The 14689-nt window shown below is 42.2% G+C and carries 13 protein-coding genes; 7 read left to right on the top strand and 6 right to left on the bottom strand.

Features of this window, described 5'->3' with window-relative positions; genetic code table 11:
* Window positions 1-16: 16 nt before the first annotated feature.
* Together rlmD and ABEQ24_RS15360 are read left to right on the top strand one after the other, a co-directional pair.
* The gene (gene rlmD / locus ABEQ24_RS15355) at window positions 17-1396 is read left to right on the top strand and encodes a 23S rRNA (uracil(1939)-C(5))-methyltransferase RlmD (RefSeq protein WP_430007590.1); all 1380 of its coding nucleotides are present in this window, start codon (window positions 17-19) and stop codon (window positions 1394-1396) included.
* Between the two features lie 169 nt (window positions 1397-1565).
* Window positions 1566-2540, top strand: coding sequence for a tRNA dihydrouridine synthase (locus tag ABEQ24_RS15360; RefSeq protein WP_430007591.1), 975 nt, complete (start codon window positions 1566-1568; stop codon window positions 2538-2540).
* 199 nt (window positions 2541-2739) lie between these two features.
* On the opposite strand, the gene ABEQ24_RS15365 is transcribed toward ABEQ24_RS15360, so the two are convergent.
* A complete protein-coding gene (locus tag ABEQ24_RS15365) occupies window positions 2740-3702 on the bottom strand; it encodes a helix-turn-helix transcriptional regulator (RefSeq protein ID WP_430007592.1) in 963 nt (320 codons plus the stop codon).
* Window positions 3703-3808: 106 nt separating this feature from the next.
* On the opposite strand from ABEQ24_RS15365, the gene ABEQ24_RS15370 reads away from it, so the two are divergent.
* The 3 genes from ABEQ24_RS15370 (at window position 3809) to ABEQ24_RS15380 (ending at window position 5411) form a co-directional block, all read left to right on the top strand.
* On the top strand, window positions 3809-4288 hold the full coding sequence (locus ABEQ24_RS15370; protein ID WP_430007593.1) for a GyrI-like domain-containing protein: 480 nt from the start codon (window positions 3809-3811) through the stop codon (window positions 4286-4288).
* 19 nt (window positions 4289-4307) lie between these two features.
* Window positions 4308-4772 carry a phage tail protein gene (locus tag ABEQ24_RS15375; protein ID WP_430007594.1) on the top strand — a complete coding sequence of 155 codons (465 nt, stop codon included), beginning with the start codon at window positions 4308-4310 and terminating at the stop codon, window positions 4770-4772.
* Between the two features lie 243 nt (window positions 4773-5015).
* On the top strand, window positions 5016-5411 hold the full coding sequence (locus ABEQ24_RS15380) for a VOC family protein (protein WP_430007595.1): 396 nt from the start codon (window positions 5016-5018) through the stop codon (window positions 5409-5411).
* 75 nt (window positions 5412-5486) lie between these two features.
* On the opposite strand, the gene helD is transcribed toward ABEQ24_RS15380, so the two are convergent.
* The 5 genes from helD to ABEQ24_RS15405 form a co-directional block, all read right to left on the bottom strand.
* The gene (gene helD, locus ABEQ24_RS15385) at window positions 5487-7817 is read right to left on the bottom strand and encodes an RNA polymerase recycling motor HelD (RefSeq protein ID WP_430007596.1); all 2331 of its coding nucleotides are present in this window, start codon (window positions 7815-7817) and stop codon (window positions 5487-5489) included.
* 253 nt (window positions 7818-8070) lie between these two features.
* Entirely contained in the window at window positions 8071-8754 is a 684-nt protein-coding gene (locus ABEQ24_RS15390; RefSeq protein ID WP_430007597.1) for a DUF4956 domain-containing protein, read from the bottom strand.
* A gap of 27 nt (window positions 8755-8781) precedes the next feature.
* On the bottom strand, window positions 8782-9480 hold the full coding sequence (locus ABEQ24_RS15395; RefSeq protein WP_430007598.1) for a polyphosphate polymerase domain-containing protein: 699 nt from the start codon (window positions 9478-9480) through the stop codon (window positions 8782-8784).
* 116 nt (window positions 9481-9596) lie between these two features.
* The gene (locus tag ABEQ24_RS15400; RefSeq protein WP_430007599.1) at window positions 9597-10895 is read right to left on the bottom strand and encodes a sensor histidine kinase; all 1299 of its coding nucleotides are present in this window, start codon (window positions 10893-10895) and stop codon (window positions 9597-9599) included.
* Window positions 10888-11574, bottom strand: coding sequence for a response regulator transcription factor (locus ABEQ24_RS15405; protein WP_430007600.1), 687 nt, complete (start codon window positions 11572-11574; stop codon window positions 10888-10890). The genes ABEQ24_RS15400 and ABEQ24_RS15405 overlap by 8 nt, the downstream gene beginning before the upstream one ends.
* 178 nt (window positions 11575-11752) lie before the next feature.
* Here ABEQ24_RS15405 and ABEQ24_RS15410 point away from each other — a divergent pair, with 178 nt between their 5' ends.
* Entirely contained in the window at window positions 11753-13855 is a 2103-nt protein-coding gene (locus ABEQ24_RS15410) for a carbohydrate-binding domain-containing protein (RefSeq protein ID WP_430007601.1), read from the top strand.
* Window positions 13856-14233: 378 nt separating this feature from the next.
* Window positions 14234-14662, top strand: coding sequence for a phosphate-starvation-inducible protein PsiE (psiE, locus tag ABEQ24_RS15415; protein WP_430007642.1), 429 nt, complete (start codon window positions 14234-14236; stop codon window positions 14660-14662).
* The last annotated feature ends 27 nt before the right edge of the window (window positions 14663-14689 follow it).

The raw sequence follows: 14689 nt of genomic DNA on the forward strand, positions 1-14689 counted from the left end.
ACAAAGGAAGGTTATCATGACAAAGGCAATAGCGCCTGTACAAAAAAACGAATACTACGACGTGACCTTTGAAGACCTGACACACGATGGATCAGGCGTCGCGAAAATCGAAGGCTACCCAATCTTCGTACCAAACGCCCTGCCAAACGAAAAAGGCCAGATCAAAGTCACGAAAATCAATAAAGGCTACGCATTCGGACGCCTTGTCGAGCTGCACGAGGAAAGCTCACACCGCACCGATGCCCCGTGCCCGATTTATAAACAATGCGGCGGCTGCCAGCTGCAGCACTTAAGCTACCAGGGCCAGCTTGACTTTAAGCATAAGCAGGTCAAAGAAGTGCTCGCACGAATCGGCAAGCTGAATCTGGACAATGTCACGGTTCACCCTACACTCGGCATGCAAGACCCGTGGAACTACCGCAACAAAGCACAGGTCCCTGTCGGAGAACGAGAAGGCGGTCTCATCGCGGGCTTCTACCAGCAGCGCTCCCATGAAATCATCGACATGGAACAGTGCCTCATCCAGCAAAGTGAGAACGATGAAGTTGTTGCAGCGATAAAAGCTATCGCAAACCATCACGGCATCCGCGCCTACGACGAAAAGAAAAACAAAGGCTGGCTCCGTCACATCATGGTCCGCCTCGGCATCGTGACAAACGAAATGATGGTCGTTTTCATCACCCGGACACCTGACTTCCCGAACAAAAAAGCCATCATCGACGACATCATAGCTCAATTTCCGGCCATCAAGTCCATCGTCCAAAATGTTAACCCAAAACGAACAAACGTCATCTTTGGCGACAAAACAACCGTGCTCTGGGGTGAAGAATACATTTACGACTACATCGGAGACATCAAATTTGCCATCTCAGCGCGATCTTTCTATCAGGTTAACCCTGAGCAGACGAAAGTTTTGTATGACAAAGCGCTGGAGTATGCCGATTTGAACGGTGAAGAATCAGTCATTGATGCTTATTGTGGAATTGGTACAATCTCGTTGTTTTTAGCTCAAAAGGCTAAGAAAGTGTTCGGCGTTGAAATCGTACCTGAAGCCATTGAAGATGCCAAACGCAACGCAGCATTGAACGGAATTGAAAATGCAGCATTTGCAGTCGGAGAAGCTGAAGTTGTCATTCCGAAATGGTATGAAGAAGGAAATGCAGCGGATGTGATTGTGGTCGATCCGCCTCGTAAAGGGTGCGATGAAGCCTTACTGCAGACGATTTTGGATATGAAACCGAATAAGGTTGTGTATGTAAGCTGCAACCCGGCAACTCTTGCACGTGATTTGAACGTGCTGGAGGATGGCGGCTATGCAACGGTGGAAGTGCAGCCGGTGGATATGTTTCCGCATACGACACATTGTGAAGCGGTCGCGTGTCTGAAATTGGTATAATAGGAAAGCAGCTGAGATAGAAACATTCTATTCCATCTGCTTTTTTTTTTATTTGGTTTTCCAAAAATTTATTAATAAGCAGAGATTGATAAACAGTCAGGAAACATGATATAAGTGTAAAAGAATATTTTTTGAAGCAGTATCCATTTTGAGAGGATTTGAGTTTGACATGATCAATAATTTTTGGCGTGATCTGCCGAAGCCATTTTTTGTACTTGCCCCAATGGAGGACGTGACAGATGTTGTGTTCCGTCACGTAGTCAGTGCAGCAGGCCGTCCGGATGTATTTTTTACCGAGTTTACAAACTCGGACAGCTATTGTCATCCTGAGGGTTTGAAAAGTGTGCGCGGCCGCTTGACGTTTACTGAAGATGAACACCCAATGGTTGCACATATATGGGGAGATAATCCCGACTATTTCCGTCAAATGAGCATTGGCATGGCGGAAATGGGCTTTAAAGGAATCGATATCAATATGGGCTGCCCTGTCCCGAACGTGGCATCAAGAGGAAAAGGCAGCGGTCTGATTCTGCGTCCGGACGTCGCGGCAGAACTTATTCAAGCGGCGAAAGCAGGCGGCCTGCCTGTCAGCGTGAAGACAAGGCTTGGCTTTAAGAAGATAGAGGAGTGGGAGGAGTGGCTTGGGCATATCCTGAAACAGGACATAGCCAACCTTTCCATTCATTTGCGTACAAGAGACGAAATGAGCCAGGTCGATGCGCATTGGGAGCTCATCCCGGAAATCAAAAAACTGCGTGACCGCATCGCACCAAACACGATGCTGACCATCAACGGCGACATCCCTGACCGGCAAACCGGACTGCAGCTTGCAGAACAATACGGAATTGACGGCGTCATGATCGGCCGGGGGATCTTTAAAAATCCGTTTGCCTTTGAAAAAGAGCCAAAAGAACACAGCAGCAAAGAATACCTTGACCTTTTAAGACTGCAGCTTGATCTTCAGGATCAATATGCAGAAGAAGTGCCGCGTTCTGTCACGGGGCTTCACCGCTTTTTCAAAATTTATGTCAAAGGATTCCCTGGAGCTGCTGAACTGCGAAATCAATTGATGAACACGAAATCAACAGATGACGTGAGGGCTTTGCTTGAACGCTTTGAAGAAGAAAACAGTGACAGGATGTAAGTCTCAAAAAGCAGGGAATATAATTCAGCATTAGGATCCTTTGCTGCCGGAACAATTTTTGATAAAGTCTGGTTTTTGAAAAAGTCTTAAGAATATAATATACCCGTCAGCACCCAAGTGTATGGCACAGTGATTTTGAAAAAAGGCAACTATCTCATATGAGAAGTTGCCTTTTTCCGTTTCTCTGTCAGCCAAAAGTCTATGATCGATACAAGCCTGCTCTCTCATGTAAAACCTCCAAGACTTCCTCAGGCATTTCCCTGACCTTGACATCAGTGCCTAGAAAAAGCAGCCAATTGGTTAGTTCGGTCAGTTCTTCAAGCTTATTCACATTGATAAAGGTCTTTAGAATGGCTGTGGTCTGGTATGGATTCGTATAGGAAAGTGAAAGCTTTAAAGGGTGGTATTTTTTGAACTGGGCAATCGCGTTTGGACCAAGCTCAAGGACGAGGTTGATGGCTTGTTCCTGCTTGCTAAGTTTTTTTAAGATTTTTTTCTTGCTGACCCTTTTTTTCGGCGGATAGGGTTTGACATCAGTAAGATGGTCAACAGGAATGATTTTCTTTTTTTCTTCTATTAAGTCATAGCCTTCGATTAACCATGCGCTTTTTTCACGATAAAGGTGCAAGAGATAAATTGGATATGACTCTGTTACCTTCTCTGCTTTAATAGTGATGAATAGATAGCTGTCTGTAAGAAGGGTTTGGATGAGTGTTTCTAACATGGGATGTGGGAGGTCAGACAGATCAAGCAGGTCAGGGTTATGGGGATTGGTCCCTTCAAAAAGCAGGATTTGATTTAAAAGAACGAGGTCATCCTGCTGATTTTTGGATAGGAGGCCAAGTAATTTTTCAGCTAGTGACTGACGGCTCTTCAGATATGGAAGCTGCTGGTTTCTTGTGGCCATAAAAGCAATAAATAGTGCTTTGACCTCATTGTTGGTAAAGCGAACATCCGGCAGGACGGAGTTGTGCATGACAAAATAACCCCCATCTCTTCCAACCTCAGCCACAAGCGGCATCCCCAAAGCCTCAATTTCTCTAATATCTCTAATAGCTGTCGAACGGGAGATGTTAAACTCCCGCATAATTTCAGAAATGGTAAAACTTGCGCGGTTGTTGATATACCGCATGATGATATTGATCCGTTCAACTTTTTTCATGAGGGCTCCTAAACAGTATCATTATTTGACATGATTTAAGATTATGATATACCTAGCAAGTGAATAATACAAATCATTGAAAAAATGCAGAAAAGAGGGATTGTAAATGGCGACTTATACGCTGGAAGAAAAAGATGGCTTTACCGTGATCGGTCTTGGAACTGAGCTTAAGAGTGATTACACAGACTATGAAGGCATAAACAAAGAAAAATCCGATTTTTGGGAAGCTGTCAGCCGAGATGGAAGACTGGATGCTTTAAAATCTACGGCTTCCAATGACTACGTTTTTGCTGTGAATGAAGCGGTAAATAACAAGATGATGCATTATGCCGGTGTCATGACAGAGGAACAAGCACCAGAAGAAGCGAGAATAATCCAATTTCCAAAAGGGGAATACGTAGTGGTTAAAGGGGAAGGAAAGACAGCGGATGATTTGAATAACAAGCTTGCTGCTGTTGCTTTTGATCAAGTCCTTCCAGAAGCAAAGGATGTTGCCTATGTTGGCGGACCAAATGCAAGCGTTGAGATTGAGCATCGAAACGGCATGATTTATGGTGAAATGTGGATTCCTGTTGTCAGGAAATAATCAAAAGGAGGGATTTGAGATGTCCTGTATCGTTGATTTTAAAAATGTGTCTGCGGCTGGTTTAGAGTCTTCGCCTGCAGCAGAAGCGCTTGCTGGTCTACGGGCCAATGAAGCCCGGTACTTTATGAACAAATACAAACACGAATTTGCGGTTGAACCAGCGGGTGAAAGCTTGGAGACAATCGATTATGTGAACCGGATTTTAAAGGAAGAACGTGATATCGAGTTTGCGGCCAAACCGCTTGAAACGTCCAGGTTTCAAGTGGCAAATATTAAATTTGCCTACGTCTTTTATGAAGATGGTCTCGCGGTCAACGTCATGTATACGGTTGATGATCAGAAGAAGCGGGCAGTGGGTTTTAAGCTGTCAGAGGGAATGGAGGTGCCAAAGGAGTTAGATGGCAAGTTTAAGTTTGCCAGGCAGAAGTCTAAACTCGCTGGAACCATCCGGGGCTCGTTTTTTGTCATTAAGGGAGAATATTAAGGTTTTTAACTACTTATGGTTGTCTGTCGTGAGATATTTGGAGTTGATATTTTAGGGTTGTATATGTGAAATAGAGCTCCACAATGATTGCAGGATGCAAAAGAAGTATGTAAGAAAGTTTTTATCATTCAAGGATTTTGTAAGAAAATAAGATAAATCATTGAACTTGATCTAGAGATTGATTTACTATAAAGAAGTATTATGAAAATCATCAGAAAATATAGCGGGATATGGGAGGAAATCATGGGCAGATTAGTTCACTTTGAAATTCACGTAAATGACATGGAACGCGCAAAGACGTTTTACGGAGAGGTATTCGGCTGGACATTTCAGGACTGGAGTGAGTATGCAGGTCTGCCTTATTTCGGAGCAGTGACAGGCGATGAGAATGAACTTGGAATCAATGGTGCTTTGATGCAGAGACAAGGTCCTCCACCGGAACAAAATCAGCCGTTAAATGGATTTTCCTGTACTATGGGAGTAGAAAATTACGATGTAACGGAAGCTAAAATAATTGAGAATGGCGGCAAAGTAGCATTGCCGAAGTATGCGCTTCCCGGAATGGCATGGCAAGGGTATTACCATGATACTGAAGGCAATATCTTTGGGATTCATCAGCCTGATGCGAATGCGAAATAGGATTAAAAAAGGAAGGGAAGGCAGAATGTATGCCTTTCCTTCCTTTTTCGTTCTTTTCTTGGCTCTGCAAGTTCTTTAAGGGCTCTGAATGAAGCTTTCCGGTTCTTGCAAAAAAGGACTTGGCTCGCCTAAACTGTACAGCTGCAAGTGATGCAAAGCCCGTGTGCAGGCAGTGTAAAACAATCTGCGAAGGCTCTCATCACCGTACACTTGTGCAGATGCGTCATAGATGATGACGGCGTCAAATTCGATGCCCTTGGCCAAATACGCAGGGATGACAACAACACCTTGCTCGTATTCAGCTGAGCCGCTTTTTACCAGCTTAAGGTCTTCGATGTTTCTTAATGCGTTGAAAGCATGGGAGCTCTCGGCAGCGGATTTGCATATGATCGCGATCGAATGGTACCCCCGCTTCTGAAAGTCAGCGATTTTGGAAGCGATGCAGCGGTGAAGCTCGGCATGGCAGGATACTTGGGTCAGCTCAGGCATCTCGCCGCCCCGTTCGAAAGCAACAATTTGTTCGCCGCTTGGAACGAGTCTCCGTGTGAATTCTGTAATCGGTTTTGTGGATCTGTAGCTTCGGTTTAAGAGGATCGCTTCAGTTTCATCGGGTCCGTATAAGCCGGTAAGCTGGTGAAAATCGGACATTTCGCTTGCGTGAACAAAGATGGCCTGGTTAAAGTCACCGAGCACGGTCATTTTTGCCAAAGGAAACAAACGTTTCAAAAACTCAAATTGAAAAGGCGAATAGTCCTGTGCTTCGTCTACAAGGACATGCTTAATAGAGGTGTTAGTCTGAAACCCCTGAATCTGCTCTTTCAAATATAAAAACGGCGGGGCATCTTCGTAAAACAGCCTGCCTTCATCAAGCATGTTCATGGTCATTTGGCAAATATCATCCCACTCCTCAGGTGTGGTCCCCCCAATCCACCTTTTGATGCTTTCAGGGTTTGAAAAAAGCTGCCTGTAAATAGCGGTAAAGTCGACGAAACGAAGCGACTGAACCCATTTTCGAAGCGGCTTCAGCTTCTTGCGTACTACCATCCGGCCGAGCACCTTGATCTCTTTTTCGTAATCATCAAGTTCGACATCGGAACCCTGATTTTTCTCTAAATAGGCAAAAGCCTTTTGATACTCATCTTTGCTGAGGAGCTCAATTTCTTCCTGTACCCACGGCATGGTAAGCTCGGCTTTCTCTGTTTTATCGATTTTTTCACTCAGCCATTCTTTGAGCTTCTCGATTCTGTTGGAAAAGCGGATAGAGGTATCGCTGCTGTAAAACCTGTCTTCAATTTGTTTGGCTGAGACAAATGGTTTTCCTCTAAATTTTATTCCTTTAAAAATCATGCCGGACGCTTCAAGAGATTGACTGTATGTTTTAACTGTCTCGAAAAATTGGACCGATGCCTTAAATCGAATGCTCGCATTCCTTGTTGAATGGGAAGGGTCATCAGTTTCAGTCAGCACATATTCCAATTGCTCATAAGGATCCTCGACTTCAAATGTACTGCTCAGCCTGTGGTTCAAGTATTCCTGAAACGTAACCTGCTGCATATTTTCTTCGCCAAGCTCAGGCAGGACGTTGGATACGTAGCTGTTAAACATTGAATTAGGGGAGAAAAGAATAATTTGATCAGCCTTCAGACGATCCCGATATTTGTAGAGCAAGTATGCAATCCGCTGCATGGCAGCCGATGTTTTGCCGCTGCCTGCAGCACCCTGCACAATGAGCAGTCTGCTGCTGACATGCCTGATAATCCGGTTTTGCTCTTGTTGAATGGTGGCCACTATGCTGTGCATATGTTTGTCTGTTCCTTTTCCAAGCACCTGCTGTAAAATCTCGTCTCCAATAGTAAGACTCGTATCGAACAACGATTCGACAACGCCTCCGCGGATGATATACTGCCACTTTTTCTCCAGATTGCCTTTGATTACGCCTCCGGGAGTCGTGTATTCAGCTGGACCGGGCGGATAATCGTAGTAGACACTCGAGACCGGCGCCCTCCAGTCGTAAATCAGGAAGTTCTCTCCGCTTGGATCCGTGAGCGTTGAGATGCCGATATAGACTCTTTCGGCTTCCTGTGTTCCTTCTTCCGTGAAATCGATGCGACCAAAATAAGGCGTTTTTTGCATACGCTGCAGGACAGACAGCCTGCTTTTGGCGTGCCTGTGGGTGCTCTGGCTTACGGTCAGGGCTTGAGCCTGCTGCCTTAACCCGATGATCGTCTCAAGATAATCGTCAAAAGTATCTGTATTTACTTTCACTTCATCCCAGAAGTGTTTTTGAATATGGACTACTTCTTTCCGGCGCCGTCCTGTTTCATCTGTAAGCTTGCCGATTTGCTCCGTAATGGTCCCGGTCACCTGGTCTAATCGTTCCTGCTCCTGCCGAAGTGCATTGTTCATTCATATCACTCCTTTAAAAAAATTTTTAAAAAAGGGTTGACGGAAGAGGGGGTTGTGTTGTAAGATTAAGATAGGGATAAATTTATGTTATTTTAGTTTAAAATTGTGTTTCTATAGTAATATATCACAGCTTCCCGGTTTTATCAATGTATATTTAATCAATGAAATGGACGTTTTTTACAAGTACATATTTAAACAAGGCGGGCAAAGTGAATACTTTTCCCGCCTTGTCTGTTTACCACTTGTCTTTTATTTAAGCCGTAAAATTGCCGTCATAGCTTAACATAATCGCTGATTTTACACCTTCCATGCGTGAAATATGATTCATAAAACTCATGTCATTTTCTTTGACGCGGATTTCGTAGGTCACTTCAAAATCATTTCCGGGCATAACCGATTTAGATTTAAGGGAATGTTTTTTTGCGTGTCCTGAAATCACATGTTCAAGAGAGTTTTCAATGGATGTTTCATTGTAGCGGATGACTAATAAATATGGATTTTCAACAGTAATGCGGTTAATAAACAGGATCAAGACGAACCCGATTAAAATCGAACCGATAATGACGAGCGGAATGAAGCCTGCACCGCATAAAATACCGGAAACAATCGCCCAGAAAATATAAACAATATCCATAGGGTCTTTAATGGGAGTTCTAAAACGAACAATCGATAATGCGCCGACCATACCCAGTGATAATAGAACGTTGGATGAAATCCCGATAATAATTAATGCGGTAGCCATTGACATAATGATCAAGGAAATATTAAAGGTGTGAGAGTAAATGACACCTGTGAATGTTTTCTTATACACAAAATAAATAAATAATCCCACTGCAAAAGCTACTAGTAATCCAATAAGGGAATCGATAATTGAAAAGCTGCTTGTCTTTTCTAAAATGCTGGATTTAAAAATATCCTTAAAATTAGTTGTATCCATTATTAATCCTCCAAAGATCATTTATTTTCAGCCGAACATTCTGCTGATTTGATATTTCGAATACGTACCTTTCCGTCTGTCGCCAAGCTGAAGCAAATATTTAATCACATCCGGTATATACTCGTCGTATTTTACTTCAAGAATGACGATATCAGGGTTCGTATCTACCATGGCTAAATCCGGGTTTAACACATCGTTATTCCGAAAGCTTGTTTTTATGGAGCTGTCAAAGGTTACGCGGACATTTCCATTTTCATAAATAAACACTTCTCTTTCATAGTCGACGACCGTTAGTGGTTTTAACTGAAACAAGTTCATTTGGATAAATAAATCTTGGAGAAGCAATCTTGAATCATGCTCCATCCATGAAATGTCTCCCTTTCGCATTCTTTCGTACTCACATGCTGTGATGCTGCATTTTTGTTTGTACGTAAGATTATTCCGCTTGCTCTTTTTTTCCAGGTTGAGGAAGTCCATGTTGTAGTCATACAATCTTACCCGGAACTTATCACGTTCATAAAAACCCTCTTTTTTCTGGGTTAGAACTTTGTTGTCAAAGTTATCGAAATAAACACTTCGAATGAAATACTTGCCATCTTTTTTGGCATGAGGATCGGCTTTCATGACATGCTTTAATTTATTTCTTAGAAGATAGCAGTCCATCTTCGTCATTTCATGTTTTAATTCCGTTCTGCCCTTAACGCAGTTTTTGCTCATAGCTTCCATGTTCAACATTCTCCTTTTTACTGCCGCTCTATGAATCACATTATTAAGGACGAACCTTAAACAAACCTTAAAAGAGTTTAGGAGATTAAAAAAGGAGATCACGTGTATGTGATCTCCTACTTTGGAAGCTTTACTAGAAAGGTGGTGCCTTTATTCTGGTTTTTACTCACTTTTATCGTCCCGCTGTGCTTCGCTACAATCCACTGGGCAATTGATAATCCTAGTCCCATGCCGCCTGTTTCTCTTGATCTGGCTTTGTCTTCGCGATAAAAGCGGTCAAAAATGTATTGGATATTTTCTTCTTTGATCCCAATTCCCTTATCGCTGACTTCAACCACTACTTTCTGATCTTCTTCATATGTTTTTACTCCAATACTATCGTTTGCAGAAGTGTATTTTAAGGCATTGTCCAGTAAAATTACTAACAGCTGATGAAGACGGGTTTCGTCTGCTTCTATCGTAAAAGAACAGTTTAAATTCAGCCAAAAATGCTTTTCCTGTGACTCGGCAATTTCCTTATAGGGAGCACATACATCTTGGATAAATGGATCAATGTGTATGGGCTGCTTAATAAGCTGTGTTTCCTCTGAATCCGCTCTCGCCAAGGTTAATAAATCGGAAGTCAGCTTGGACAATCGCCGAGTTTCAGATAAGCTCAGGGCTATATTTTCAAACTTGTCCGCGATTCTTTTTTGCGGCGCTGTAAGCAGCAGCTCCAGCTTATTTTGAATAATGGTTAACGGAGTCCTGAGTTCATGCGAAGCATTTTCAACAAACTCTGCCTGCTTATTCCAGGAATGAATAATGGGCTTCATCATTTTTCTTGATAAAATAAAACTTGCGGAAATAGAGAGAACGATGAAGATGGCAGAACAAATGATAATCAGTTTTTCGAAGTTAGATATGATTGTTTGTTCTGCATCAACATTGATCATGAGCTGAGTATAGGCAATTTCATCCTGGTCATTGTTGTCTGTAAAAAGCAGATATCTAAAATGGTAAAGATCATGGATCGCCGTCATCGTGATCTCATCCAGCTGACTTTTATCAAGTTCATAATCTTGGAGATAATTTTCAAAGAACAATGTTCCGATTTCATTTTCATTAAGTATGTTCCCTGCGTGATCCCAATGTACGACGATGATTCTGGGATTTGGCGCCTTTCTTTGCCTTTCTTTGGCAGGCGAAGTTTCGTCTATACCTCCTTTTGGCCGAGGAGGCATTAAGCCGTCTGGAGTGTTATCTATCATCATTTCTTTAAATGATAACAGTTCCTCGTCTGTTTTTGAAAATAACGTCCGTTGAACCTGGCTGAAAATGATGATACTAAAAATGGCAAAAATTACAGTGAAAGCAATCAAGTTAAATAACATAAATTTCAGCTGCTGTTTCCTGAAGATCGTCTTATTAAACATGGCCCTCACCATTGTCGGTCAGCATGTAGCCTAATCCGCGGAAGGTTTTTATATATTGGTCGTAGCCATACTTTTTAAGGTTTTTCCGTAGATTGCTGGCGTATACTTCCACAACAGTAGTAGAGGTATCTGACTCAAATCCCCATATCCGGTCAAAAATTTGTTCCTTTGTTAAGATCGTATTTTTATTACTTAGCAAATACTCAAGCAAATCGAATTGTTTCCCATTTAGTTTTACGGCTTCGCCATTAATGTCTGCGGATTTGTTTTTAATATTTAATCGCAATTCCTTAAAAGTAAGGATATTCTCCTTCAGCAATCCTCCAGATCTCCTCACCATAGCCTCAAGCCTCAATAATAGCTCTTCCCGGTGGAATGGTTTCACTAAATAGTCGTCGGCGCCTACTTTAAAGCCCTGAATCTTGTCATCAATTCCATCTTTGGCTGTCAGCATGATAACAGGTGTTGTGATGTTTTGCTTTCTTAAATTTTGCAATACTTCATAGCCGTTCAGATGCGGCAGCATGATATCCAAAATAATGGCATCAAAAATATTTTGTTCAGCAAGATACAGCCCTTCCTCGCCATCGAAAGCCTGCTCTGTTTCGAACATATCCTTTATGGTTTCACATATTGATTCAGAGAGATATTTGTCATCTTCAATGATTAATACTTTCATATCCCGCTCTCCTTTTTAATCTATCGCTTATTTAATCAGATACGTTAGATTATAGGATCAATTGAAATAAAAGCAAATTTTATTCAGCATATCTTTTTTAAGGTTTGTTTAAGCTTCGTCCTTAATAATGTGACTCATAGCAAACAGTTGAGAGTTTATTGAAGAAAAGGAGCTAATGATGAAAAAACAACATTCTACATTCATAAAAGTTACGGCATCCCTTATGTGCACGGCGTTTTTATTTGCCTGCAGCAGCAATTCAGAAAGCGTGGACACCACAGGTAATTCTATAGCCAAAGCCGAGAGCTTGAGTACGATCGGCAATCAGGAAATAGCCAGTGTCATAAGTGAGAAGGCAACGTATTCTGATGAAGACTTTTACAGCAAGTGGGAAAATGCAACGTCTATTCAACTGAATGGAAGTGATGCAAGCTTTGAAGGCGATGGCGGAGTGGTCATCAGCGATAACATCATCACGATTAGGACCTCTGGTGTTTATACGATCAGCGGAAAGCTGGACGATGGGCAAATCATTGTCGATGCAGAGGATAAAGGGAGCGTTAGACTCGTTTTAAATGGTGCAGAGATTAATTCTGCTGCTAATTCTCCAATCTATGTGAAACAGGCAGAAAAAACAATTGTTTCACTAGAGGAAGGGACAGAAAACTATTTGTCAGATGGTACAAAATATGTGTATGAGGATTCAGAAGAAGATGAACCGAACGCCGCCCTGTTCAGCAAGGACGATCTGACCATTAATGGCAGCGGGAAACTAGTCGTGCGAGGTAATTACAACAACGGGATTACCAGTAAAGATCAATTAAAAATTACAGGCGGAACAATCGAAATTGATTCTGTTGATGATGGATTAATGGGACGAGACCTTCTGGCTATTAAAGAAGGGAATGTCACTATTAAAGCGGGTGGAGACGGCATGAAGTCCACGAATGACAAAGATGCTTCAAAAGCCGAAATTGTCATTGAAGGAGGAACCTTTGACATCGAGACAGCAAGCGACGGGATCCAGGCAGAGACTTCACTGCTGATCGCAGATGGAGATTTTACCATTTCAACTGGCGGCGGCAGTCCGGAAAGGATAGCCAGCCGTGAAAATAACAGACAAGCACCGGGAGAAATGAATACAAGCACAGATAGTGCCAGTTCGGATACAGAAACTGAAAGTGCAAAAGGGCTGAAGGCAGCTGTAGAAGTGGCAATCGGGGGAGGCAGCTTTAACCTGGATTCATTCGATGATGCTGTTCACAGCAATAACTCAATCACCATTACAGGTGGAGATTTAAAAGCAGCTTCAGGTGATGACGGCATTCATGCAGATGGATCCATTCTCACCAAAGGCGGAAGCATTCACATAACTAAAAGCTATGAAGGATTAGAAAGCGAAGCCATCACGATCGCAGATGGGAAAATCCATATTAATGCAAGTGATGATGGCATAAACATTGGAGGAGGCAACGACGGTTCAGGCATGGATATGCAGCAAACAGAAATTGAAGGCAATCTTCTTTCCATCAATGGCGGCTATATCTATGTCAATTCAGGCGGTGATGGACTCGATTCAAATGGATCCATTTCCATGACAGACGGTACTGTGATTGTCAGCGGGCCAACGAATGATGGCAATGGTTCTCTGGATTATGACCAAAGCTTTAACATGAGCGGCGGATTCCTGATCGCTGCCGGAAGCTCAGGGATGGCGATGGCAACTTCAGAAGAATCATCACAAAACGCCATCCTGATGAGTTATCCTGAGACCCAAGCAGCAGGGACGCTCCTTCATCTTGAAGACAGCAAAGGAAACACAATCGTAACGGCTGCACCGGAAAAAGACTATCAATCGCTCCTTATCAGTTCGCCAAACCTGACAAAGGATGCTTCTTATACCCTTTACTCAGAAGGAACATCGACAGGCAAAAAAAGTAATGGCCTTTATGCAGAAGGAGACTATCAAGACGGAATAAAAGTAGTAGAGTTCAAGATTTCAGATTCTGTTACATGGCTCGACGAATCAGGAGTGACAACCGCAAAAAGCTCCGGTCCAGGAGGAATGGGAGGACCTGGCGGGGGACAGATGCCGCAAGGAAAAGGAAACCCGGGGGAAATGTTTTCCGATCTGGATGAGGAGACGAGAGCTAAAGTTCAAAGCATCATGGAACAGCAAAGAGCTGGTGAGATTACCCGGGAAGAAGCCCAAGAACAACTCGGAAAGCTTGGAGTGGAAATTCCTCAAAGAGGAGAGCCCAAAGAACAAAGTGGACAGTAAATGGAGGATGAACCAAAAAGCCCTTTCAATTGGAAGGGCTTTTTTTTCGTACCATGAGGATAATTTTATTTTATACGGCAGATAATGTACCATTTTTCAACTGTAATTCCATTTTAAGTGATAATATATATTAAATTCATGATAATGATAAGATGATCTGACTATTAGTAAGGAACAAAATTCCTTGTAGACAGATGACTTGTGAAACAATTGTAAGATTAGTAAAGAGTGTCACTGAACTTTGATGGCAAGGTATGAATAAAGATGCTTTTAAGCCAAGACTCCGATTCATGAATAATCATGCAGGCTTGTGTCTGCGAAGATAAAGGGGGCTATCAATGAATGAGGGAGACATGGAGGATTACCTCGCAAAAAGCGATGTTTGAGTTTAGTAAACTTCCGGCTATTCGTATCGCTGTTCCATCAATATTACAATTTATCTTAAATGCATCATTAATCATACTTGCGACGGTTTTATGTATTTTAATGGCTAAAGAAATCCTTCATTTTTTAGAATTCATTGTCACATCTGATAAACTTGATTTTCAACATTTCCTCGAACAAATCCTTGTCTTTTTTCTCTATTTTGAATTTATCTCAATGATCGTAAAATATTTCCGCGAAGACTACCATTTTCCGATGCGATACTTTCTCTATATTGGCATTACAGCAATGATCCGCTTAATTATTGTTGATCATCACGACCCATTCAAGACATTATTGCATGCTTTGGTTATCCTCATATTAATTTTAAGCTACTATATTATTAACAATACACCTGCCAGGAAATCCTTCAATACTAAATAATAGGCTATCATTCGATGATGCCTGGCT

Origin of the sequence: Metabacillus idriensis (genome assembly GCF_050483325.1) — a bacterium.
In the GTDB taxonomy this organism is placed as follows: Bacteria; Bacillota; Bacilli; order Bacillales; family Bacillaceae; genus Bacillus_P; species Bacillus_P idriensis_A.